19 protein-coding genes are annotated in these 21,712 nt (G+C 66.5%); 8 read left to right on the forward strand and 11 right to left on the reverse strand.

From position 1 onward, the window contains the following. Nucleotides 1-90 precede the first annotated feature (90 nt). The 5 genes from pyrE to rpoZ form a co-directional block, all read right to left on the reverse strand. Nucleotides 91-675: an orotate phosphoribosyltransferase gene (pyrE, locus tag GR303_RS00770; RefSeq protein WP_161721501.1), complete on the reverse strand. Its 585-nt coding sequence runs from the start codon at nucleotides 673-675 to the stop codon at nucleotides 91-93. A gap of 143 nt (nucleotides 676-818) precedes the next feature. Beyond that, a complete protein-coding gene (locus GR303_RS00775; protein WP_161721502.1) occupies nucleotides 819-1,514 on the reverse strand; it encodes an HAD family hydrolase in 696 nt (231 codons plus the stop codon). Between the two features lie 33 nt (nucleotides 1,515-1,547). Then, on the reverse strand, nucleotides 1,548-2,249 hold the full coding sequence (locus GR303_RS00780; RefSeq protein WP_161721503.1) for a gamma-glutamyl-gamma-aminobutyrate hydrolase family protein: 702 nt from the start codon (nucleotides 2,247-2,249) through the stop codon (nucleotides 1,548-1,550). Between the two features lie 5 nt (nucleotides 2,250-2,254). Next, a complete protein-coding gene (locus GR303_RS00785) occupies nucleotides 2,255-4,426 on the reverse strand; it encodes a RelA/SpoT family protein (protein WP_161721504.1) in 2,172 nt (723 codons plus the stop codon). 188 nt (nucleotides 4,427-4,614) lie between these two features. Further along, nucleotides 4,615-5,022, reverse strand: a complete 408-nt coding sequence (rpoZ, locus tag GR303_RS00790) for a DNA-directed RNA polymerase subunit omega (RefSeq protein WP_009764362.1) — start codon at nucleotides 5,020-5,022, stop codon at nucleotides 4,615-4,617. A gap of 402 nt (nucleotides 5,023-5,424) precedes the next feature. Here rpoZ and fabD point away from each other — a divergent pair, with 402 nt between their 5' ends. The 7 genes from fabD to gmk all read left to right on the forward strand — a co-directional run bounded on the left by fabD (nucleotide 5,425) and on the right by gmk (nucleotide 12,018). Then, nucleotides 5,425-6,372, forward strand: coding sequence for an ACP S-malonyltransferase (gene fabD, locus GR303_RS00795; protein WP_161721505.1), 948 nt, complete (start codon nucleotides 5,425-5,427; stop codon nucleotides 6,370-6,372). A 12-nt stretch (nucleotides 6,373-6,384) separates the two neighbouring features. Continuing rightward, on the forward strand, nucleotides 6,385-7,122 hold the full coding sequence (fabG, locus tag GR303_RS00800; RefSeq protein WP_161721506.1) for a 3-oxoacyl-[acyl-carrier-protein] reductase: 738 nt from the start codon (nucleotides 6,385-6,387) through the stop codon (nucleotides 7,120-7,122). A gap of 235 nt (nucleotides 7,123-7,357) precedes the next feature. Next, nucleotides 7,358-7,594, forward strand: a complete 237-nt coding sequence (locus GR303_RS00805) for an acyl carrier protein (protein WP_009764365.1) — start codon at nucleotides 7,358-7,360, stop codon at nucleotides 7,592-7,594. A 70-nt stretch (nucleotides 7,595-7,664) separates the two neighbouring features. Continuing rightward, nucleotides 7,665-8,927 (forward strand): beta-ketoacyl-ACP synthase II, encoded by a 1,263-nt coding sequence (gene fabF / locus GR303_RS00810; protein WP_161721507.1) that lies wholly within the window; start codon nucleotides 7,665-7,667, stop codon nucleotides 8,925-8,927. A 96-nt stretch (nucleotides 8,928-9,023) separates the two neighbouring features. Continuing rightward, the gene (mltG, locus tag GR303_RS00815; RefSeq protein ID WP_161721508.1) at nucleotides 9,024-10,394 is read left to right on the forward strand and encodes an endolytic transglycosylase MltG; all 1,371 of its coding nucleotides are present in this window, start codon (nucleotides 9,024-9,026) and stop codon (nucleotides 10,392-10,394) included. A gap of 81 nt (nucleotides 10,395-10,475) precedes the next feature. Further along, entirely contained in the window at nucleotides 10,476-11,363 is an 888-nt protein-coding gene (locus tag GR303_RS00820; RefSeq protein ID WP_161721509.1) for a YicC/YloC family endoribonuclease, read from the forward strand. Between the two features lie 4 nt (nucleotides 11,364-11,367). Beyond that, on the forward strand, nucleotides 11,368-12,018 hold the full coding sequence (gene gmk / locus GR303_RS00825) for a guanylate kinase (protein WP_161721510.1): 651 nt from the start codon (nucleotides 11,368-11,370) through the stop codon (nucleotides 12,016-12,018). A 9-nt stretch (nucleotides 12,019-12,027) separates the two neighbouring features. Here the strand turns inward: gmk and GR303_RS00830 are convergent, their stop codons facing one another. From GR303_RS00830 to lptF, 6 genes are all read right to left on the reverse strand, one after another. Beyond that, nucleotides 12,028-13,140 carry a D-alanine--D-alanine ligase family protein gene (locus GR303_RS00830; protein ID WP_161721511.1) on the reverse strand — a complete coding sequence of 371 codons (1,113 nt, stop codon included), beginning with the start codon at nucleotides 13,138-13,140 and terminating at the stop codon, nucleotides 12,028-12,030. A 150-nt stretch (nucleotides 13,141-13,290) separates the two neighbouring features. Continuing rightward, a complete protein-coding gene (rsmA, locus tag GR303_RS00835) occupies nucleotides 13,291-14,151 on the reverse strand; it encodes a 16S rRNA (adenine(1518)-N(6)/adenine(1519)-N(6))-dimethyltransferase RsmA (RefSeq protein WP_161721512.1) in 861 nt (286 codons plus the stop codon). Beyond that, nucleotides 14,148-15,149 carry a 4-hydroxythreonine-4-phosphate dehydrogenase PdxA gene (gene pdxA, locus GR303_RS00840; protein ID WP_161721513.1) on the reverse strand — a complete coding sequence of 334 codons (1,002 nt, stop codon included), beginning with the start codon at nucleotides 15,147-15,149 and terminating at the stop codon, nucleotides 14,148-14,150. Before pdxA ends, rsmA begins: the two co-directional genes overlap by 4 nt. 24 nt (nucleotides 15,150-15,173) lie before the next feature. Then, nucleotides 15,174-17,702, reverse strand: a complete 2,529-nt coding sequence (locus GR303_RS00845; RefSeq protein ID WP_161721514.1) for an LPS-assembly protein LptD — start codon at nucleotides 17,700-17,702, stop codon at nucleotides 15,174-15,176. Nucleotides 17,703-17,737: 35 nt separating this feature from the next. Further along, complete coding sequence (gene lptG / locus GR303_RS00850) at nucleotides 17,738-18,826, reverse strand: LPS export ABC transporter permease LptG (protein WP_161721515.1); 1,089 nt, start codon at nucleotides 18,824-18,826, stop codon at nucleotides 17,738-17,740. Nucleotides 18,827-18,828: 2 nt separating this feature from the next. Continuing rightward, complete coding sequence (lptF, locus tag GR303_RS00855) at nucleotides 18,829-19,989, reverse strand: LPS export ABC transporter permease LptF (protein WP_161721516.1); 1,161 nt, start codon at nucleotides 19,987-19,989, stop codon at nucleotides 18,829-18,831. A gap of 205 nt (nucleotides 19,990-20,194) precedes the next feature. On the opposite strand from lptF, the gene GR303_RS00860 reads away from it, so the two are divergent. After that, on the forward strand, nucleotides 20,195-21,688 hold the full coding sequence (locus tag GR303_RS00860; protein WP_161721517.1) for a leucyl aminopeptidase: 1,494 nt from the start codon (nucleotides 20,195-20,197) through the stop codon (nucleotides 21,686-21,688). Nucleotides 21,689-21,712 lie beyond the last annotated feature (24 nt).

Below are 21,712 nucleotides of genomic sequence, written 5' to 3' on the forward strand. Positions count from 1 at the left end.
AATGGAAAATACTTAATGGCGTGTAAATTCCAAGAGTCAAGTTGTCGGAACCAAGGCAGTCAAGCCAGTGTGTGACAAATAAACAGCTATTTATGATTTGAGGCTGCGGCTGCCCGGTTTGACGGCCGGAAGAGCGGCCAGTTCGGGCGGCAGCTGGTCCGGCGCATAGGCCGGAATGTCGAGCTGGACGAGGGACACCAGCGGCACGCCGAGATCCGCCTTGCCGCCCGAGCGGTCGATGAGACAGGCGGCGCCGAGAATCGTTCCCGGATGCTCGCGCAGGGCTGCCAGACATTCCCTAGAGGAAAGTCCAGTCGTCACGATGTCTTCCACCATGACGACGCGCGCGCCCTCGGGAATCGTGAAGCCGCGCCGCAGGACGAAGACGCCGTTCTCGCGTTCGACGAAGATCGCCTTGCAGCCGAGATGCCGCGCCGTCTCGTAGCCCGGCACGATGCCGCCGACGGCCGGCGAGACCACGTAATCGACCGGCCCGAACGTGCCCCGGATCTTCTCCGCCAGCGCCCGGCAGACCCGCTCGGTCCGCGCCGGATCCTGAAACACGAACATCTTCTGCAGAAAGACCGGGCTGTGCAGTCCCGACGAGAGAATGAAGTGCCCCTCCAGCAGCGCGCCTGCGGAGCGGAATTCATCGAGAACGTCGTTCGGGGTCATGGAGCGCCTCCTGCTTTATGGCTGTTTGGCAGGGGGCCGGGCGGGAGGCAAGGGGATTTAGCCTCCGATCGCCAGCACCTTCAACGGCCTTCGCGGCACAGATCGGAGGTCCCCAGCCTGAGGCCCGTCAGTGCTGCCGGAACTCAGGTCACCTGGCTGAGCCACCGCGGCAGTTCCGCCAAGGACGACAACTCTGCAAACCGCGGATGGTCGGTGGGGAGCGGCGCGTCCTCGTGGGCCCAGACGAGGTGGAAGGGGATGAGCGCGGCATAGCTGCCGGCTTCGAGGGCGGGCAGAACGTCCGAGCGTACCGAGTTGCCGGCCATGGCCGCGTGCTCCGGGCCGGCGCCGTGGCGGGTGAAGATGCGGGCATAAATCTCCGCCTTCTTCTCGCTCACGATTTCGACGCCCGAGAAGAAGTGGCCGAGGCCGGAGGCGGCGAGCTTCGATTCCTGGTGGAAGAGGTCGCCCTTCGTGATCATCACCAGCTTGTACTCGGCAGAGAGAACCTCGAGCGCCTCGTGAACGCCCGGCAAGGGCTCCACCGGGTGGTTCATCATCTCGCGGCCGGCCGCCAGGATCTCCTGCAGCACTTGGGTCGGCACCTGCCCCTTGCTGACCTCGAGCGCCGTCTCCAGCATCGAGAGCGTGAAGCCCTTGGCCCCATAGCCGTAGAGCCCGAGGTTGCGCTTCTCCGTGGCCTCGATCTCCTTCTCGAGAGTGCCCGCATCCACGAAGTCGGCGAGCAGTTCGTTGAAGCGCCGGCGCGTCAGCTGGTAGAAGGTCTCGTTGTGCCAGAGCGTGTCGTCGGCATCGAGGCCGAGAACGGTGATGGGCATGGCGCGGCTCGCTCCTGGGGCTTGGATCCAGCCCTATCTATCCTGCCTGCAGGCCTGCACGAAAGCCTCGAAGAGCCTGTTGCCCGGATGATCCTGGGTTGCGAAGGCCTCCGGGTGCCATTGCACGCCGATGGCGAAGCGCCGTGAGGGAATCTCGACGGCCTCGATCACGCCGTCCTCCGCCCTGGCTGCGGCGATGGCCGGGCCAGGCGTCTCGACCACCGCCTCCTGATGGCGGCTGTTCACATCGAGGCGCGTCGTGTCCAGGATCTGGGCAAGCCTCGTGCCGGGCACGACCTCGACGGCATGGATGGTGCTGCGGTTGTTGTGGTCGAGGATGTGCGCGCCGGCCTTCCGCACTTCGTGCACCATGCGCCCGCCGTGGAGGCAGGCGAGCATCTGCATGCCGTTGCAGATGCCGAGCACCGGCTTGTCGCGGTCGAGAAAGCCGCGCATGAGCGCCTGCTCGACCTCGAGCCGCTCCGATGCCGGGTAGCGGGATTCGTCGCCGGGCACGTACCAGTCGCGGGGAAACCGGATGCGCCCGCCGACGCTCATGAAGCCGTCGAACTCCTCGACGACGGGAGCGACCATCTCCGGCAGATAGGGAATGCCGAAGGGAAGACCGCCCGCGCGATGAACGGCCGTGAAATAGGCTTTCGCCATGTCGTAGCGGGTGCCGTCGACGCTGGTGTTCTCGTCCATGATGACGGCGATGCGGGGTTTTCGCGACATGGGTTTTATCCGGTGACGCGGTCCACGCGGCTCACCACGCGCTTGGCGCGCAGCTCCCCGATGATCGCGTTCAGGTGCTTCAGGTCCCAGACCGTGAGGTCGATGGTGATGTCGGTGAAGTCGTGGGTGCGCCGCTTCATCGACACGTTGTCGATGTTGCCGTCGTGATCGGCGATCACCTGGGTGATCTGGGCGAGCGAACCGGGCTCGTTGATCGACTGCAGCTTGATCCGCGCCGGGAACCGCTGGGCGGAACCCGATTCCAGATCCCAGCGCACGTCGACCCAGCGGTCCGGCTCGTTGTCGAAAGCGGCCAGCGAGGGCGACTGGATCGGGTAGATGGTGACGCCCTCGCCGGGGGTCATGATGCCGACGATGCGGTCGCCCGGCACGGCACCGCCCTCGGGGGCGAAGCGGATCGGCACGTCCGTGTTGAGGCCGCGGATCGGGATCCCGCCCGTATTCTCGCCCGCGCCCTTGCGGGCCGCGCCGTCGGGCTGTCCCGCGCCCCTGCCGTCGCTGCCGGCGCGCCGCTCGTCCAGGTAGTCGGGATAGACCGCCCGCACCACGTCGCCGGAGAACATTTCGCCCCGGCCCACCGCCGCGAGCACGTCCTCCACGGAGGCCCGCGCCAGGCGGGGCAGGGCGCCCTTGAGCTTCTCGTCGGAGAAGGGCCGCCCGGCGCGCTCGAAGGCGCGCTCCAGGATCTGGCGGCCCAGGCCCGTATATTGCCGGCGCACGGCGGCGCGGGTGGCGCGCCGGATCGAGGCGCGCGCCTTGCCCGTGACCACGAGCGATTCCCACGCGGCCGGAGGGGTCTGCCCCTCGGCGCGGATGATCTCCACCTCGTCGCCGTTCTGCAACTCGGTCAGGAGCGGCGACATGCGGCCGTTGATCTTGCAGCCCACCGCCGTGTTGCCGACATCCGTGTGGACCGCATAGGCGAAGTCGATGGGCGTCGCGCCGCGCGGAAGGGCGATGAGGCGGCCCTTGGGGGTGAAGCAGAACACCTGGTCGTGGAAGAGCTCGAGCTTCGTGTGCTCGAGGAACTCCTCCGGATTGTCGCCCTCCGCCAGGAGGTCAATGGTGCGCCGCAGCCACTGATAGGCCCGGCTTTCGGTGGCAAGCCGGGAATTGTCGTTGACGCCCTCCTTGTAGAGCGCGTGCGCGGCGATGCCGTATTCCGCCACCTCGTCCATGTCCCAGGTGCGGATCTGCAGCTCCACGCGCTGGCTGCCGGGGCCGATCACGGTGGTGTGGATGGAGCGGTAGTCGTTCTGCTTCGGGGTCGAGATGTAGTCCTTGTACCGGCCCGGCACCATGGGCCAGCTGGTATGGACGATGCCGAGCGCCCGGTAGCACTCATCGACGGTGCCGACGATGATGCGGAAGGCGAAGATATCGGAGAGCTGCTCGAAGGAGACGGATTTGCGCTCCATCTTGCGCCAGATCGAATAGGGCCGCTTCTGCCGCCCGGTGACCGTCGCCTCGATCCCCTGCGCCCGCAGCTTGGTGGTCAGGGTCTGCTCGATCTCCTCGACCAGCTTCTCGCTCTTGGTGGAGAGTTCGTTCAGGTGGCGCCGGATCGCCTCGTAGGCCTCCGGGTCGAGGTTCTGGAAGGAGAGCTCCTCCAGTTCCTCGCGCATCTCCTGGATGCCCATGCGGCCGGCGAGCGGCGCATAGATGTCGAGGGTTTCCTCGGCGATGCGCTTGCGCTTCTCCGGCGGCATGAACTGCAGGGTGCGCATGTTGTGCAGGCGGTCGGCGAGCTTGACCAGGAGCACGCGCACGTCGTCGGCGACGGCGAGCAGCAGCTTGCGGAAATTCTCGCCCTGCGCCGCGCGCTTGGAGACCAAGTCGAGGCGCTTGATCTTCGTCAGTCCGTCGACGAGGGCACCGATCTGAGGCCCGAAGGTCTTGTTGATCTCCTCCAGCGTCGCCTGGGTATCCTCCACCGTGTCGTGGAGAACCGCGGCCGCGATGGTGGCATCGTCGAGCTTCAGGTCGGTGAGGATGGCCGCCACTTCGAGCGGATGGCCGAAGAACAGGTCGCCGGAGGCGCGCTTCTGGTTGCCGTGGGCCATCATGGCATACACGTAGGCACGGTTGAGAAGCGCCTCGTCGGCCGAGGGGTTGTAGCGCTTGACCCGCTCGACGAGTTCATACTGGCGCATCATTCGGCCGACATCTCCTTTGGGCCCGGTCGATCTGACGAAAAGTCGGGAAGATATTGAAGATATTGTACAACGTCTTCTGACCGCAAGCTGAATAGCGTGACGCAGGGCAGGCATGCGGCTCGTGGTTAAGGTGTGCAACAAAAAAGCCCGGCACCGGGCCGGGCTTTTCGAAAGAGTCTTGAAGACGCCTACTCCCGGTCGTCGTCGTCCGCGCTGCTGCTCGGGGGCACGAGGCCTTCGAGGCCGCGGAGGAGGTCTTCCTCGCTCATGCGGTCGAACTGGACGTCCGCGTCGTTGTCGCCGCCCGTGGAGGGGGCCGCGGCGGTGTTGCTGAGCATCGGCACGGCCTCGGCCTCCGGCTCGTCCACCTCGACATACTTCTGCATGGAGTGGATGAGCTGCTCCTTCAGGTCGTCCGGAGCGATGGTCTCGTCCGCGATCTCGCGGAGAGCCACCACCGGGTTCTTGTCGCGGTCGCGGTCGATGGTGAGGGGCGAGCCCGACGAGATGAGGCGGGCCCGGTGGCTGGCCAGCAGCACGAGCTCAAACCGGTTGTCGACCTTGTCGATGCAGTCTTCGACGGTCACGCGAGCCATGCGGGGCTCCTTCTTCAGTCATGAGAATATCGGAAGGGGGACCGGATACACCGGTTGGCCTGAGAAAACAAGAGGATGCGTTCTCCGGCAGGGACTTAACGTTGGGTGCGGCCGCGCACGGCGGCGGTACCCCCTCCTGGCTAGGGTTCCTTACGGTCAAGCCTGGGAGGGTTGATCTTGAGAACCTTGAGTGCAGTCCTGCAAAGCCTCGCTCATGCCTTGTACGGGGCGCTGAGGCACCTGAGCCTGTACCGGCCCCCCGTCAACCGGCAGATGCTGCGCGGCTGGCGCCGTCTCATCTTGTAACAGCTCAAGTTCGAGGCTGGGCGCTCCCAGCCTTGACTCTCTGTGCTGCGGGTGCGAGTCCCGCGCGGATTCGTTGAACTGAAGGTTCCGTTCCCGATGAAGCGCGCATTCGTTTTCCCCGGCCAGGGCAGCCAGACGGTCGGGATGGGCAAGGCCCTTGCCGACGCCTTTCCGCAGGCCAGGGCGGTATTCGACGAGGTGGACGAGGCTCTCTCCCAGAAGCTCTCCACCCTCATGTGGGAAGGCCCCGCCGAGGAGCTGACCCTCACGGCCAACACCCAGCCGGCCCTCATGGCGGTGAGCCTTGCGGCGATGCGGGTCCTCGAGGCCGAGGCGGGTCTCGATCTCAGGAAACATGCCGCCTACGTGGCCGGCCATTCGCTCGGCGAATATTCGGCCCTTGCCGCTGCCGGCAGTCTGTCAGTCTCCGACACAGCGCGCCTCCTGCGCATCCGCGGCAACGCCATGCAGAATGCGGTTCCCGTCGGGCAGGGCGCCATGGCGGCGCTTCTCGGCCTGGAATACGATGCCGCCCTCGAGGTTGCCCGCGAGGCAGCCCAGGGCGAGGTCTGTGACGCGGCCAACGACAACGGCGGCGCCCAGGTGGTGGTGTCCGGCCACAAGTCGGCAGTCGAGCGGGCGGTGGCCATCGCCCAGACCAAGGGGGCCAAGCGCGCCGTGATGCTCGCCGTCTCCGCCCCCTTCCATTGCGCCCTCATGCGTCCGGCGGCGGACGCCATGCGCGAGGCTCTGGCCGGCGTGACCGTGAACGCTCCCGTCGTGCCGGTGGTCGCCAATGTGGAGGCCGGCCCGGTCACCGACCCGGCGGCGATCCGCGACGCCCTGGTGCGCCAGGTCACCGGCACCGTCCGCTGGCGCGAGAGCGTGGCCTTCATGGCCGCGCAGGGGGTTGATTCTTTCTACGAGGTGGGGGCGGGCAAGGTGCTGACCGGCCTCGTGAAACGGATCGCGGCGGGCGCCTCGGGCGCCGCCATCGGTACCCCCGAGGATGTCGCCGCCTTCAAGGCGTCCCTGAACGGATAAGAGGAGCCCCGCATGTTCGATCTCACCGGCCGTAAGGCCCTCGTCACCGGCGCCACGGGCGGCATCGGCGGCGCCATTGCCCGCGCGCTCCATGCCCAGGGCGCGACCGTGACCCTCTCCGGCACCCGCCGGGCCGCCCTCGACGAGCTGGCGAGCGCCCTCGGCGAGCGCGTCCATGTGGTCGAGGCGAATCTGTCCGACAAGGATTCGGTCGAGGCCCTCGTGCCGGCCGCCGAGGCGGCCATGGAGGGGCTCGACATCCTGGTCAACAACGCGGGCGTGACCAAGGACAACCTGTTCATGCGCATGAAGGACGAGGAGTGGGACACGGTGATCGCCGTGAACCTGACCGCCGCCTTCCGCCTCTCGCGGGCCGCCGTGAAGGGCATGATGCGCCGCCGCTACGGCCGCATCGTCAATATCGGCTCCGTGGTGGGCTCCACAGGCAACCCCGGCCAGGGCAACTACGCCGCCTCCAAGGCCGGCCTGATCGGCATGACCAAGGCGCTGGCCGCCGAGGTGGCGAGCCGCAACATCACGGTGAACCTCGTCGCTCCCGGCTTCATCGAGTCGCCGATGACGGACGTGCTCAACGAGAAGCAGCGGGAAGGCATCCTGGCCACCATCCCCATGGGCCGCCTTGGCCAGGGGGACGAGATCGCCTCTTCCGTGGTTTATCTCGCCTCCCAGGAAGCCGCCTACGTGACGGGCCAGACCCTGCACGTCAACGGCGGAATGGCCATGTTCTAAAGGGACTTAAGGCCTTTTCCGGAATCTGTTTGAAGGCGCCGGCACCCTCTCGCCAGACGGGATAAGCTTGTGTTAAGCATGATCCCGATCAGGTCAAAGGGGTTGACCGGCGCTTAAAAATGCGGCTTTGCACGGCGCAGGGTAGCCGTTTCAGCGTTGTCAGCTGAGCAGCTGATCTAAAATTGATTTCTTGAATCCGCCCAATCCTGAGGCGGCAGCCACTGAGGAAAGAACGATGAGTGACGTCGCTGATCGCGTGAAGAAGATTGTTGTCGAGCACCTGGGCGTCGAGGCCGACAAGGTGACCGACAATGCCAACTTCATCGACGACCTGGGCGCCGACAGCCTGGACACGGTCGAGCTGGTGATGGCGTTCGAGGAGGAGTTCAACGTCGAGATCCCTGACGACGCGGCCGAGACCATCGTCACGGTCGGCGACGCCATCCGCTTCCTCGAGAAGAACGCAGCTTAAAGAGCTTGCAAAAGGGCGTCGGGTGACTCATCCGACGCCCGAATTTTATCGATCGATAGGGCAGGAATTCATGCGCCGGGTAGTTGTTACAGGTCTTGGCATGGTCACTCCGCTGGGCAGCGGGGTCGATGCTACGTGGTCGCGCCTCATCGAGGGGCAGAGCGGCGCCGGAAAGATCACCGATTTCCAGGTCGACGACCTGGCCTGCCAGATCGCCTGCCAGATCCCGCGCGGGGACGGCACCGACGGCACCTTCAACGCCGACGAGTGGATGGAGCCCAAGGAACAGCGCAAGGTCGATCCCTTCATCGTCTATGCCATGGCCGCCTCCACCATGGCCCTTCGCGACTCCGGCTGGGAACCCAAGACCTATGAGGAGCAGTGCGCCACCGGCGTGCTGATCGGCTCGGGCATCGGCGGCATCGGCGGCATCTACGAGGCCTCCGCCACCCTCATCGAGCGCGGCCCGCGCCGCATCTCCCCCTTCTTCATCCCCGGCCGCCTGATCAACCTGGCCGGCGGCTACGTGTCCATCGAGCATGGCCTGAAGGGGCCGAACCACGCGGTGGTGACGGCCTGCTCCACCGGCTCCCACGCCATCGGCGACGCAGCGCGGCTCATCGCGCTCGGCGATGCGGACGTGATGGTGGCCGGCGGCACGGAATCGCCGATCAACCGGCTCTCGATCGCGGGCTTCGCCGCCTGCCGCGCGCTCTCCACGAACTTCAACGACGACCCGACCCGCGCCTCGCGTCCCTACGACAAGGACCGCGACGGCTTCGTTATGGGCGAGGGTGCCGGCGTCGTGGTGCTGGAGGAGTACGAGCACGCCAAGGCCCGCGGCGCCAAGATCTATGCCGAGGTCATCGGCTACGGCCTGTCGGGCGACGCCTACCACATCACCTCGCCCTCCGAGGACGGCGACGGCGCCTATCGCTGCATGGCCGCGGCCCTGAAGCGCGCCGGCATCCCGGTCTCCGACATCGACTACGTCAACGCCCACGGCACCTCGACGCCTCTCGGCGACGAGCTGGAGCTGAAGGCGGTGGAGCGGATCATGGGCAATGCCGCGGGCAAGCTCTCCATGTCCTCCACCAAGTCGGCCATCGGCCACCTGCTGGGCGCCGCGGGCGCCGTCGAGGCGATCTTCTCGATCCTCGCCATGCGCGACGGCATCATCCCGCCGACCATCAATCTCGACAATCCGTCGGTGGAGACGGCTATCGATCTCGTGCCCAAGCAGGCCAAGCGCAAGGACATCAACGTCGCCCTGTCGAACTCCTTCGGCTTCGGCGGCACCAACGCGTCGCTGATCTTCCGTCGCGTATCTTGAGGATGGCGGCCGTCCGTTACGGCTTTTCGCCATAATCCCTGCTAGGGTGTCGGCGGACCGGCAGGACCGCCGGCCTGAGACCAGAAAAGCGGCGTAATGTTCGGACGAAAGAAAAAGATCCTCCTCCCTCCTGTCGACGAATCCGATGCCGGTTCGTCGCAGCCCCGACTGGCTCCCCGGTCCCCGAGCGAGGCGATCAAGCCGGCCGTTGCGCCGCCGCCGCCGCCGAAGCTGCGCCGCCGCCGCGGCGGCATGCTGTCCCTCTTCAGCGGATTGCTGACCCTGCTCGTGGCCGTGGCGATCGCCGGCGTCATCGGCTTCTCCATGGTCCAGCAGGAAGTGACGGCGCGAGGGCCCCTGCAGAGCGACAAGGTCGTGGTGATCCCCCGCAACACGGGGACGGGCGAGATCGCCCAGATCCTCAAGCAGGAAGGCGTCATCGAGCAGCCGCTCCTGTTCCAGGCCTATGCCTACATGAACCGGCAGCGCGGCCAGCTGAAGGCCGGCGAGTTCCAGTTCAAGGCCGGCACGAGCGTCGAGGAGGCCATCGACACCCTCATCCAGGGCAAGGCCATCCTGCACGCGGTGACGATCCCGGAGGGGCTGACCAGCGAGCAGATCGTGGCGCGCCTCTACGAGCATGACATCCTGACCGGCGACGTCACCGAGACGCCGCGGGAGGGATCGCTTCTGCCCGATACCTACAAGTTCGAGCGCGGCACGACCCGTCAGCAGATCATCAACACCATGCAGGCCGCCCAGCGCCAGGCCATCGAGCAGATCTGGCAGCGCCGGTCGCCCGACCTTCCGATCAAGTCGCCCCAGGAACTGGTGATCCTGGCCTCCATCGTCGAGAAGGAGACCGGGCGCGCGGACGAGCGCACGCGGGTGGCCGGGGTCTTCATCAACCGCCTCATGAAGCGCATGAAGCTCCAGTCCGACCCCACCATCGTCTACGGGCTGGTCGGCGGGAAGGGCACCCTCGGCCGCGGCATCCTGCGCAGCGAGATCGAGGCCGCCACGCCCTACAACACCTACGTCATCGAAGGCCTGCCGCCGGGCCCCATCGCCAATCCGGGCCGGGCGGCGCTCGAGGCGGTCGCCAATCCCTCCCGCACGAAGGACCTCTACTTCGTGGCGGACGGGACGGGAGGCCATGCCTTTGCGGAAACCTACGAGCAGCACCAGCGCAACGTGACCCGCTGGCGGCAGATCGAGAAAAGCCGGCCGGCGCCCGACGCCAACGTGGATCGGGCGGTGCCGGAGGCCGATCAGACCAGCGTGCCGGCGGGCTCCGCGCCGGAACTGCGGGGGACCGCCAACGCGGCGCCGGGCTCGGGTGCGCGCCCCACGGGCCGACCGGGCCGGGGCTTCGACGCGAGCGAGGGCACCGACAAGGACCCGCTCAGGAACAAGACTTTCGACCTCAGCAATCCCAAGAACGTGCCGCCCCTGCGCCAGCCCTGAGCCGGACATCCTTGCAATCGACTCTTCCGTCGGCGCGCATTATGGTCGCGCCGATTTTTCATTCCCTCCGAGGTTGAACGCATGTCCATTGCGAGCATGACCGGCTTTGCCCGTGAGGCCGGCGTCACCGGCAGTTATCAATGGGCCTGGGAGCTCAAGACGGTGAACGGGCGCGGGTTGGAGGTGCGGGTGAGGACTCCCTCCGGCCTCGATTCCCTGGGCGAGGAGGCGCGCGGGCAGATCCTCAAGGCGCTCACCCGCGGCCAGGGACAGCTGAACCTGTCGCTGAGCAAGGCCTCCTCCGAGCCGAAGCTGCGGGTCAATCAGGAGGTGCTGCAGTCGCTCCTGTCCGCCATCGGCGGCCTTGCCCTTCCGGAGACCGTTAAGCCCGCCTCCCTCGACGGACTTCTCTCCGTGCGCGGCGTGGTCGAGCTCGATGACGATGCGGCCGACCCCATGCAGGACGAGGCCCTGGTGGCGGCGCTCAGGTCCGGTGTCGGCGCCTTGATCGATGCCCTCCGGGCCGCGCGGCTGAAGGAAGGGCAGGCGCTCTCCACGGTCCTCGGGCAGCAGCTCGACGCTATCGGGCGCCTGGTGGACGAGGCGGAGGCGGCGCCCGCGCGCCGGCCGGAGGCGATCCGCGCCCGGCTCGAGGCGCAGATCGCCGAACTGCTCGACGGCAAGGCCGCCTTCGACCCGGCGCGCCTGCACCAGGAGGCGGTGCTGATCGCGGCCCGTGCCGATATCCGCGAGGAGCTCGACCGTCTTCGCGCCCATGTGGAGGCCGCGCGGGGCCTGCTGCAGGAGGGCGGCCCGGTCGGCCGGAGGCTCGATTTCCTGGCGCAGGAATTCGGTCGCGAGGCGAATACCCTGTGCGCGAAAGCCAACGACGTGTCCCTGTCGCGGATCGGCCTTGAACTGAAAGCCGTCATCGAGCAATTCCGCGAGCAGGTTCAGAACGTGGAGTGATGCGGTGAGCCAAGATTCCAAGCCCCTGGTCGGCCGGCGCGGCCTCATCCTCATCCTGTCCTCGCCCTCCGGCGCAGGCAAAACGACGCTCACGCGCAGCCTCGTGGAGGAGCGGGCGGGCGTTCTCTCCGTGTCCGTCACCACGCGCCCCAAGCGGCCGTCGGAGATCGAAGGCAAGCACTACCACTTCATCGACGTGGAGGAGTTCAAGGCGATGCGCGATCGCGATGAACTCCTGGAATGGGCCGAGGTGCACGGCAACTTCTACGGCACGCCGCGCAAGCCCGTGGAGAAGACGCTCGCGGCCGGCCAGGACATGATCTTCGACATCGACTATCAGGGCACCCGTCAGGTGCGGCAGAAGCTGCCCGACGATGTGGTGACCGTCTTCGTGCTGCCCCCGAGCTTCAAGGAGCTGAAGGCGCGCCTGGAGCGGCGGGCGGAGGATGCGCCCGAGGTCATCGCCAAGCGCCTTGCCAATGCCCGCGTCGAAATGGAGCGCTGGGTCGAGTACGATTATGTGATCGTCAACGAGGATCTCGGCAGGTCTTTCGAGAGCCTCAAGGCGATCCAGGCCGCCGAGCGGCTCAAGCGCGACCGCCTCGTCGGCCTCTCGGACTTCGTGGAAGGCCTGCTCGCGGAAAAGATCGATTAGACAGCCCGCTCAGACGAGCGCCAGCCGGTTCCGGCGCTCGTGCCGGGCGATGGCATGCCCGATCAGCACCTCCATCAGCTCGCCCTGGGGCAGACCGCCGGCCTCCCAGAGCTTCGGATACATGCTGATGGCCGTGAAGCCCGGCAGGGTGTTCACCTCGTTGACGAAGAGGCTGCCCTCATCCTTCGGATCGAGGAAGAAGTCGACGCGGGCCAGCCCTTCGCAGGCCAGAACCTTGAAGGTCTCGACGGCAAGCTCCTGGATGCGCCGCGCCCGCTCGGCGGGGAGTTCGGCCGGAACGCGCAGGAGGGCTCCGTCGGTATCGATGTACTTGGCGTCGTAGCTGTAGAAGCCGTGGCTGTCCGCGGGAACGATCTCGCCGAGCGGAGAGGCCTTGATCTCGCCGGCGGCGTCCTCCAGCACGGAGCACTCGATCTCCCGCGCGCCCGCAACGCTGCGCTCCACCAGCACCTTGCTGTCGTAGCGGAAGGCACGCTCGCACGCGTCGCCGAACTCTTGCGCGGATCTGGCGCGGGAGACGCCCACGGAGGAGCCCATATTGGCCGGCTTCACGAACAGGTCGGGCGTGCCGAGGGCCTGAACCGCCATCCGGTAATCGACGCCGGTTCGGGGCGTTAGGGTGAGGAAGGGAACGACGGGAAGGCCGCTGTCGCGCAGGAGGCGCTTGGCCACATCCTTGTCCATGCCGGCAGCCGAGCCCAGGACCCCGGAGCCGACATAGGGCACGTTGGCGAGCTCGAGGCAGCCCTGGATCGTCCCGTCCTCGCCGTTGGGGCCATGGAGCACCGGCACCACCGCGTCGAGGCGAAGCGTTCTCGGGCCGGATTCATCGCCAAGCACGATCATCTCGCCGGCGCCGCCCGGGAGCAGGGCCACCTGGGGCGCCCCCTCGGGGATTTCCAGGGACTTGGCGCCCCGGCCGCCGCCATTGCCGCTGTCGCAGAGGAGCCAGCGCCCGTCCCGCCCGATGCCGATGGGGACGATGTCGTACCGATCAGGATCGAGGGCGCGCAGCACGTTGGCGGCCGAGAGCTTGGAGACCTCGTGCTCCGCGGAACGGCCCCCGAACAGGAGCCCGATCGTCTTGCGCGGCTGCATCATGCCCGCTTCTCCTCTCGTGGCCGCCCAGGGCCGGTCATACGAACCCGATCATGGGGGAGGCGCGGTTAAGGTCCCATGAAGGGTCTCCGCCAATCCCGTCGAGCGGCTGCATATAGGCCGTATCGGGGAAGAGGCGAGTTTCGGATCGCTTCAGGTCCGCGATCCGCGGGCGGCATCCAAGGCATTGGCGAGGGCCACATACCCTTCCACCGGAATGTTCTCGGCCCGGATCGTCTCTTCGAGCCCGGCCGCCCGAATGATCGCCGCTGGATCCGGCGCGAGGGATTTCAGGCTCTGGCGCAGCATCTTGCGGCGCTGGCCGAAGGCTGCCCGGGTGACCGCCTCCAGCGCTTCGAGGCGACAGGGCAGAGGGTTCGCCCGTGGGGTCAGGTGGACGACGCTGGAGGTGATTTTCGGCGGCGGAACGAAGGCGGAGGGCGGCACGTCGAAGAGGATGCGCGATTGCGTCCGCCAGCCGCAGAGAACGCCCAGGCGCCCGTAGTTCTTAGGTTCGCTCTCGTCGGCGACGATGCGCTCGGCGACCTCGCGCTGGAACATCAGGGTCAGCGAAGCCCACCACGGCGGCCATGCCTCGACCGTGAGCCAGCCGGTGAGCAGGGCCGTGCCGACATTGTAGGGGAGGTTGGCAATGATCCGGACGAGACCGCCGCCGACCATAGGGCGCGGATCGAACTCCAGGGCGTCCGCCTCGACCACCTCCAGGCGGCCCGGATAGCGCTCGGCGATCTCGGCGAGCGCCGGCATGCAGCGGGTGTCGCGCTCGATGGCGATCACCTTCCGGGCGCCTGCCGCCAGGATCGCCCGGGTCAGGCCGCCGGGGCCGGGGCCGACCTCGATGATTGTGGCCTCCTCCAGCGGCCCCGCCGAGCGGGCGATGCGGCTGGTGAGGTTGAGGTCGAACAGGAAGTTCTGGCCGAGCGACTTCTTGGCCATGAGGCCATGGGTGCGGACCACCTCGCGCAAGGGGGGAAGGTCGTCGATCTGGCTCATGGGGCCCCCAGACGGGCGGCGAGCCTGATGGCGGCGATGAGGCTGTCGGGCCGCGCGATGCCCTTGCCTGCGATGTCGAAGGCGGTGCCGTGATCCGGGGAGGTGCGCACGAAGGGAAGCCCGAGGGTGACGTTGACCGCCTCGTCGAAGGCAATGGTCTTGATCGGGATGAGAGCCTGATCGTGATACATGGCCAGCGCCGCATCGTAGCGGCTGCGGGCGCGGGCATGGAACATGGTATCGGCGGGCAGGGGACCGGCTGCGTCGATGCCGTCCTGGCGCAGGATCTCGACGGCCGGGGCGATGACGCGCATGTCTTCCGTTCCCATCGACCCGCTCTCGCCCGCATGCGGGTTGAGGCCGGCAAGGGCAAGCCGCGGCGCGGCGATGCCGAAGCGCTCCCTCAATTCCCGGGCCACGATCCGCCCGGTTGTCACGATCAGGTCCGTGGTGAGCGCGGAGGGCACATCCGAAAGCGGAATATGAACCGTGACGGGCACGACGGCGAGCTGCTCGCTCCAGAGCATCATCACCGGATGCCAGCTCTCCGACCCCCCGTCCGAGGCAAGCGCCGCCAGGAATTCCGTATGGCCCGGGTGCCGGAACCCGGCCTCGTAGAGCACGTGCTTGGCGATGGGATTGGTGACGACGGCGGAGGCCTCACCCGCTCGCACCAGCCGCACCGCAGTCTCGATGGATTCGATCACGGACGGCGCGGAGGCTGGATCCGGCTGGCCCGCCCGGGCCGAGACTGCGGCGCTCAACGGAAGGACGGGGAGCGCCCGTGAGAAGATGGCGTGGACCTGCGAGGGCTGGGCAACCTGGATCGGAACATTCCAACCGAGGGCCGTTGCGACCCGGCCGAGATGGTCGGGGTCCGCAACGACCGCAAAGGGCGGGAGAGAGGCCCGCTCTCGTTGAAGCCAAGCTTTGAGGGTCAGTTCCGGTCCGATCCCTGAGGGATCACCTTGCGTCAGCAGGAGAGGGCGCCGATTCAAGCCTGACACAGGAGCGCTTCACCATCACTCATCGCTGGAGCCGCTGAGCCTCTGGCTGTAGCCGACCTCGCCGAGCGAGCGCAGCTCGAGGCTGAAGGCGACGGTGTGGTTCTGCTCCTTCTCGCCCGAAGTCAGGGTGATATCGCGCGGCGTGATGCTGTAGCTGACCGAGAAGGTGGTGCATTCGTCCATGTAGCCGAGGCCCAGGGACATGCCGGCCACATAAGCAACCTTCTCACGGTCGTAGACCGCGGTGGCCGGATTGGCCGCATAGGCTGCCAGGAAGGTCTCGCGGGCGACGAGGTAGCGGTCCAGATCGAGCAGGATAGAGCCCGACACGTACCAGTTCGGCGTGATGTCCCAGCGGGCGGTGCCGAGCAGGCCCTCGCGGCGGGTCGGGAAGCCGATGGCGGGCTGAGCCTCGTAGCGGGCATAGGTCAGCGAGGTCGAGACCGGCAGGTAGGGGTTGAAGTTCGCCCGGATTCCCGCCTCAAACCGGTTCAGGCTGAAATCCTCCTGATCGAAACGGCCTCGAGTCACGAAGGCGAAGTTGGCGTTCGGCGAGATCTGGAACCGGCCGACATAATCCGAGGCGCGGGACTCGAGTCCCGAATCCAAGCCAACATTGGCCAGATCGCCTTGGCGGAACGAGTTGCGGCCAGCGAGCTGATAGGATTGTCCGAACAGCACGTTGGCATAGAAGTTGTCGGCGCCCGTGACCGTGTACTGCAGGCCAAGATTGGCGCGCACGCCGCCCTCGGCCCGGTCGTAGCCGGAGAACTTGTCCCAGTCGAACAGCGACGTATCGTCGAAGACGAGGCTCTGGGCGTCCTCGTTCGGCAGGCTGCCGATGCGGGTCTCGTTCGGGCGGGCGATCACCTGGGCAATGGGCTCGAGGATCTGCTGGCCCGAGGTGCCGAGGCTGGCGATGAAGGGATAGCGGTACTCCAGGCCGATGGCCGGTGTGGCGCGGAAGAGGTAATCGTCATCCGTATCGATGAAGTTGGCGAGATTCGGGTTCTGGTAACCCTTCCGATCGGGATCGATCCAGAAGCTGTCGGCCCGCAGATAGGCGAAGGGCGTCCAGACCTGGCCGATGGGATCGATGAATTCCCGGCGCCACGAGGCGGTCACCGACGCTCGCGAGGTCGAGCCGCTGATGCCGCGCACGAGGCAGGCGGACGGATCGAAAACGATGCAGGTCCTGGCAATGCCGAAGGACGTCGTGTTGAACCGGGACAGCGGATCGAACTGGGCAGCCTCTCGGGAGAGGCTTGTCACGTTCACGTCGAGGGCGAACTCGCCGCCGATGGTCGAGGGCGTGAAACGCTTGTTGTAATCGACCACCGGAGCCACGACCGGCTGCTGCTTCTGCCAGTCGAAGGTTGAGAGCGTCTGGAAGTAATAGCCGCGCGCGTCGAAGAAGGACCGGTCCCCCTGACCCTGGAGGTAGACCGTCGAGACTGATTCCTTGACGTAGTAGTTGCTCAGGCTCTCGCTGCGGATGCGATAGTTGGTGAGGAACCACTTGTCGGAGACAAGGGCGATGTCCCAGCCCCAGCGCCAATGGTTGTTGATGTGGAACTCGCCGGCCGTTTCCAGGGATCCGCGGAAATCGCGATCGCCCGGCCCGAAGGGCGAGGGCAGGAACGCCTCGGGTTCCGCCTGGTCGATTCCGGCGGCGCGGATGTTGTAGGAGCCGGTTTCGAGCCGGTGGCGCCATTCCACCTGCCCGAGCAGGCCCTGCCGGCTCAGGAAGGTCGGCGTGATCGTCAGGTCGTAGTTCGGAGCGATCGCCCAGAAGAACGGGATCGAGCCGCCATAGCCCAGCGTGTTGGAATAGATGTATCGCGGAGACAGGAAGCCCGTCTTGCGCTTCACGGTGGGGTCCGGCGTCCAGAAATAGGGGAGGTAGGCCACCGGGATGCCGAAGAGCTCAAGGGAGGCATCCTCGTAGTAGATCGTCCGCTCGCTGTTGTTGTGGATGATCTTGGCGGCCTTCACCTGCCAGAGGGGCGGGCGCTCCGGATTGTCCTTGCAGGGCTCGCAGGCGGTGTAGGTGCCGCGCTCGAAGGTGGTGGTCTCGCCTTCCGCCCGCTCGGCGCGGGGTGCCGTGAACCGGGTGGTGAGCGGCCGGCCCTGCTCGACGGTCGTCTGCACCACCCGCAGGGAATCGATGAACCCGTTGCGGAAGTCGTCGGTGAGCTCGAACCGGTCGCCGGTGGCGACGGTGCCGTTCGCCTCGGTCAGGCGCGCATTGCCCTCCGCGAAGACGCGGCCGGTGTTGCGGTCGTAGGTGACCCGGTCCGCCTGGAGGGTGCGCCCCTGGTAGTTCATCTGGACGTCGCCGGCGGCCGAGATCGTGTTCCGGTCGTTGTCGTAGATGATCTCCTTGGCGTCGACCAGGAGCCGGTCCTGGCCCGAGCCCCTCTGGGCGCGGGCGCTGATGGCGTCGTTCAGGGTGGCCTGGGCGAGAGCAGGCATCGACCCAGCGGCAGAAAGCATAGCCGCTGCGACCGCAGACGTTGCGATCGTTGTCTTGAGACGCCGCATTCGCACTCCTTCGCAATACATCCTGGCGAGGACGGTCAGCCGTCCTCCTGGTGCAATAAGGCCAAGGTCCCCAGAAGGCTGCCTACTACAGCCGGGAACCAGGCCGCAACAAGGGAGCTGATGATTCCGGAGGCTCCAAGCTCCGCCATTAGCTCAGTGGCGACATAAAGCACGAACCCGGCCGCGACGCCACCCAGAACCATCATGGCTACACCACCAAATCGAAAGAATCTTAACGATACGGATGCAGCCACGAAAACCATGGCGATGAAGAGAAGGGGACGGGCCAACAGAAGGTCGTAGTGAAGGCGATAGGTGGTCGTGTTGATCTCCGCCTGCTCCATGCGCTCGATGGTTTCCTTGAGGTCCCAGAACGGAACCGCATCGGGATCGACGAAGCTCTGTCGAACCTGCGAGGGCTGGAGGCTCGAAGCGATCAGGTAGCGGTCGTGGGATTGCGGCTCCTCGGTGGCGGAGAGGACCCTGGCGTCCTTCAGTTCCCAGAAGCCTTCGTGCAGGACCGCTTCCCTGGCCTCCACCCGGTGGCTGAAGGTGCCCGAAAGGTCGAAGGAATAGACCGTCACGCCATAGAGGGTCGGCGAATCCGTGGCCGAGCCGGTGCCCCGGAGAATCGCCTGCCCGTCCAGGCTCTTCTGGCGGATCCAGATCGGCTTCTCCCGGGTCTGGACGGCCCGGGAGGAGAAGATGCTGCTCTCCAGGGCGGAGGCCCGCTGCTTCAGGACGGCGGAAACCGGATTGTAGACCGCCACCGACAGGATGCCGATCAGGAGAGCGATCAGGAGGCCCGGCTGCAGGAACTGCCATGCGGAGATGCCGGCGGCCCGCGCCACCACCAGCTCGAGCTTGCGGCTGAGCTGCAGGAGGGCCGCCATGCTGCCGAAGAGCACCGCAAAGGGCATCACCTGCTCGGCGATGGCCGGGGTCCGGAACAGGGCAAGCCGGGCGATCACCCCCGTCGTCGCGCTGGGCGCATCGCCCGCGCGGCGCATGAGCTCCACGAAGTCCAGGGTATAGACGAGGGCGAAGACGGTCGCGAAGACCAGGAAAATGGTTTTCACGAACTGTCGCGAGAAATAGAAGCCCAGGGTTCGGCCGATCAGCATGCTCACGCCTTCTGGGCCGCCGGGGACCGGGATGGGACCGCATTGCGGAACGAGGCCGCGACCTTTGCCCAGAGGGAGCGCATGGCAGGGCCATTCAGGATGAGCAGAAGGCTGACGACGATGCCGGCGAGCGGGATGCCGTACATCATGACGACCGCCACCGGGGTTCGGGCGACAGCGCTCGAGGCGGCAAAGCCGAGGATGCGCAGGACCACGATGGCCACCACGGCGCCGGCAATGGCCAAGCCGCGCCCCTGACGGGTCGTGCGGGGCTCGCCGAGGGCGGCGAAGGCGATCATCATCATGGCGAGCGGGTAGAGCCAGGAGGAGAGGCGCTCGTGCAGCTCCGCCCGGAAGCGCCCGCGCTGTTCCTGATAGATGACCTCGTTCTTATTGGGGAACATGAGCTGCATGGTGCTCCGCTCCCGCGGCTTGTAGACCACCTCGCCCCCCTCCTTGTTGAAGGCCGAGAGGTCGACTGCATAGCGCTCGAAGGCGACGATGGAGGAGTCCCGGCTGCTCGGCTCCTTGCGCTGGACGCTGCCCTTCTGGAGGACAAGATAGGCCGTGCCGTCCTGCTCGACCGTCTGGCCGCGCTCGGCGAGATAGACGACGGCCTTGTCCTTTTCGCGCAGGTCTTCCATGAAGATGCCGAGGAGAGCATCCCCCTGGCGCTCGCGGTAGTGGAAGGTGATGCCGTTGTCCAGGCTGACGAACTGGCCCTCCTTGGCCATGGTTCCCACGAAATCGGCGCGGATCTTGGTGAAGAGCTGGCGCATCTCCTGGAAGCTCGCCGGCATGAGGTAGATCGAGATGATGCCCACGACGATGCAGACGAAGGCGGACAGCGCCAGGAACGGCCGCAGCATCCGTTGCGGCGCCATGCCGCCCGCGCTCATGACGATCAGCTCGGAATCGCCGTTCAGCTTGTTCAGGGTGTAGAGGGTGGCCAGGAACAGGGCCACCGGGGCGATGACGTTGATCAGGGCTGGAAGGGACAGGCCCGTCACGGTCAGGAAGATCACCAGGGTCTGGCCCTTGCCGGTCAGGAGATCGAGTTCCCGCAGGGCCTGCGTGATCCAGATCACGCCCGTGAGGGCGACCAGGCACGCGGCGAAGGCATTGAAGGTGTTCTTGAGGATGTAGCGTTCGAGAAGTGTCATAAGGCCCTTCGCCCCTGGGGCGCCGGCTCCCCAGGTACCCTGTCACATGATCTCAAGCAAGACAGCCGTTTTCAACAGCCCGAGATTGCGTCGTTTTCGCGGCAGCTTTCCCGTTCCCGGGCGTGCAATATGCTATATGTCCCCAGCCGTCAGCGCCGCAGCCGGCCCGAAGACCGGACCTGTGCGTCACAACAAAGAGGATTTCATGGCCGACAGCTTCAAAATCGACTTCCAGGCCCACGGCAAAGTCGAATCCGGCGATCTCATTGTGTTCGTTGGCGAAAATCTCAAGCCCGCCGATGCCGTCGGAAAGCAGCTCGGCCGGAAGGCGGTCGACCTGATCGCAAGGGCCGCGGCAGCCGAGAGCTTCAAGGGCAAGGCGAAGTCGGCCATGTCCATCGTCGTTCCCGAGGGCCTGCCCGTGGACAGGCTCATCGTTGTCGGAACGGGCGGCGAGAAGGACGGCAAGGACATGGACTTCGTCCAGCTGGGCGGTCTCATCGCCGGCAAGGTGAACGGCAAGCTCGCGACGGCAATCCTCGATCTGCCTGGGGTCGAGGTCACGCCGGATGCGGTGGCCGACATGGCCCTCGGTGCCCAGCTGCGCCGCTACAGCTTCGACCGCTACAAGACCAAGAAGAAGGACGAGGATGACAAGAGCGGCGGACGGCTGGTCTTCAGGGTGGCGGATCCTGCGGCGGCCAAGAAGGCCTACAAGGCCCGCGAAGGCGTCCAGCAGGGCGTGATCCTCGCCCGCGACCTCGTGAACGAGCCGCCGAACGTGCTCGGACCGGAGGAATTCGCCGCCCGCGCCCAGTCGCTGACCAAGCTCGGCGTCGAGGTCGAGATTCTGGATGACAAGGCCATGAAGAAGCTCGGCATGGGGGCGTTGCTCGGCGTGGCCCAGGGTTCCGTGCGTCCCGGCCGGGTGGCCATCATGCGCTGGAACGGCGGCAGGGCGAACGACAAGCCCATCGCGTTCGTCGGCAAGGGCGTCGTTTTCGACACCGGCGGCATCTCGATCAAGCCGGGCGCCGGCATGGAGGACATGAAGGGCGACATGGCGGGCGCCGCCTGCGTGGTCGGCCTCATGCATGCCCTGGCGAGCCGCAAGGCCAAGGCCAACGTGGTCGGTGCCATCGGCCTCGTGGAGAACATGCCCGACGGCAACGCCCAGCGCCCCGGCGACATCGTCACCACCATGTCCGGCCAGACCATCGAGATCATCAACACGGACGCCGAGGGCCGACTGGTTCTGGCCGACGTGCTCTGGTACGTGCAGGACCGCTTCAAGCCCAAGTTCATGATCGATCTGGCGACCCTGACCGGCGCGATCATGGTGGCGCTCGCGCAGGAATATGCCGGCCTGTTCTCCAACAACGACGAACTCGCCGAGCGCCTGATCGCGGTCGGCAAGGCCACCGGCGAGCGCGTGTGGCGCATGCCGCTGGGTCCCGAGTTCGACAAGATGATCGAGTCGAAGTTCGCCGACATGAAGAACTCGGCCGGCCGCTTCGGCGGCTCGAGCACGGCGGCGGCCCTGCTCCAGCGCTTCGTCAACGACGTGCCCTGGGCCCACCTCGACATCGCCGGCACCGCCATGGGCTCGCCGCATAACGAGATCAACAAGGGCTGGAGCTCGGGCTGGGGCGTGCGCCTTCTCGACCGGCTCGTGCGCGAGCATTACGAGGCCCGGTAATCCTACATAACGTCATTCCGGGGC

This window comes from Microvirga arsenatis, from assembly GCF_009910705.1.
GTDB lineage: Bacteria > Pseudomonadota > Alphaproteobacteria > Rhizobiales > Beijerinckiaceae > Microvirga > Microvirga arsenatis.

What these genes read in the sequence shown, in the direction of transcription:
- pyrE (WP_161721501.1), bottom strand. Translation starts at nt 675, where the DNA reads ATGACCCCGAACGACGTTCTCGATGAATTCCGCTCCGCAGGCGCGCTG.
- GR303_RS00830 (WP_161721511.1), bottom strand. Translation starts at nt 13,140, where the DNA reads ATGATGCAGCCGCGCAAGACGATCGGGCTCCTGTTCGGGGGCCGTTCC.
- fabD (WP_161721505.1), top strand. Translation starts at nt 5,425, where the DNA reads ATGAAGCGCGCATTCGTTTTCCCCGGCCAGGGCAGCCAGACGGTCGGG.
- fabG (WP_161721506.1), top strand. Translation starts at nt 6,385, where the DNA reads ATGTTCGATCTCACCGGCCGTAAGGCCCTCGTCACCGGCGCCACGGGC.
- GR303_RS00785 (WP_161721504.1), bottom strand. Translation starts at nt 4,426, where the DNA reads ATGATGCGCCAGTATGAACTCGTCGAGCGGGTCAAGCGCTACAACCCC.
- GR303_RS00805 (WP_009764365.1), top strand. Translation starts at nt 7,358, where the DNA reads ATGAGTGACGTCGCTGATCGCGTGAAGAAGATTGTTGTCGAGCACCTG.
- lptF (WP_161721516.1), bottom strand. Translation starts at nt 19,989, where the DNA reads ATGACACTTCTCGAACGCTACATCCTCAAGAACACCTTCAATGCCTTC.
- rpoZ (WP_009764362.1), bottom strand. Translation starts at nt 5,022, where the DNA reads ATGGCTCGCGTGACCGTCGAAGACTGCATCGACAAGGTCGACAACCGG.
- fabF (WP_161721507.1), top strand. Translation starts at nt 7,665, where the DNA reads ATGCGCCGGGTAGTTGTTACAGGTCTTGGCATGGTCACTCCGCTGGGC.
- GR303_RS00820 (WP_161721509.1), top strand. Translation starts at nt 10,476, where the DNA reads ATGTCCATTGCGAGCATGACCGGCTTTGCCCGTGAGGCCGGCGTCACC.
- lptG (WP_161721515.1), bottom strand. Translation starts at nt 18,826, where the DNA reads ATGCTGATCGGCCGAACCCTGGGCTTCTATTTCTCGCGACAGTTCGTG.
- GR303_RS00860 (WP_161721517.1), top strand. Translation starts at nt 20,195, where the DNA reads ATGGCCGACAGCTTCAAAATCGACTTCCAGGCCCACGGCAAAGTCGAA.
- GR303_RS00775 (WP_161721502.1), bottom strand. Translation starts at nt 1,514, where the DNA reads ATGCCCATCACCGTTCTCGGCCTCGATGCCGACGACACGCTCTGGCAC.
- GR303_RS00845 (WP_161721514.1), bottom strand. Translation starts at nt 17,702, where the DNA reads ATGCGGCGTCTCAAGACAACGATCGCAACGTCTGCGGTCGCAGCGGCT.
- mltG (WP_161721508.1), top strand. Translation starts at nt 9,024, where the DNA reads ATGTTCGGACGAAAGAAAAAGATCCTCCTCCCTCCTGTCGACGAATCC.
- rsmA (WP_161721512.1), bottom strand. Translation starts at nt 14,151, where the DNA reads ATGAGCCAGATCGACGACCTTCCCCCCTTGCGCGAGGTGGTCCGCACC.
- GR303_RS00780 (WP_161721503.1), bottom strand. Translation starts at nt 2,249, where the DNA reads ATGTCGCGAAAACCCCGCATCGCCGTCATCATGGACGAGAACACCAGC.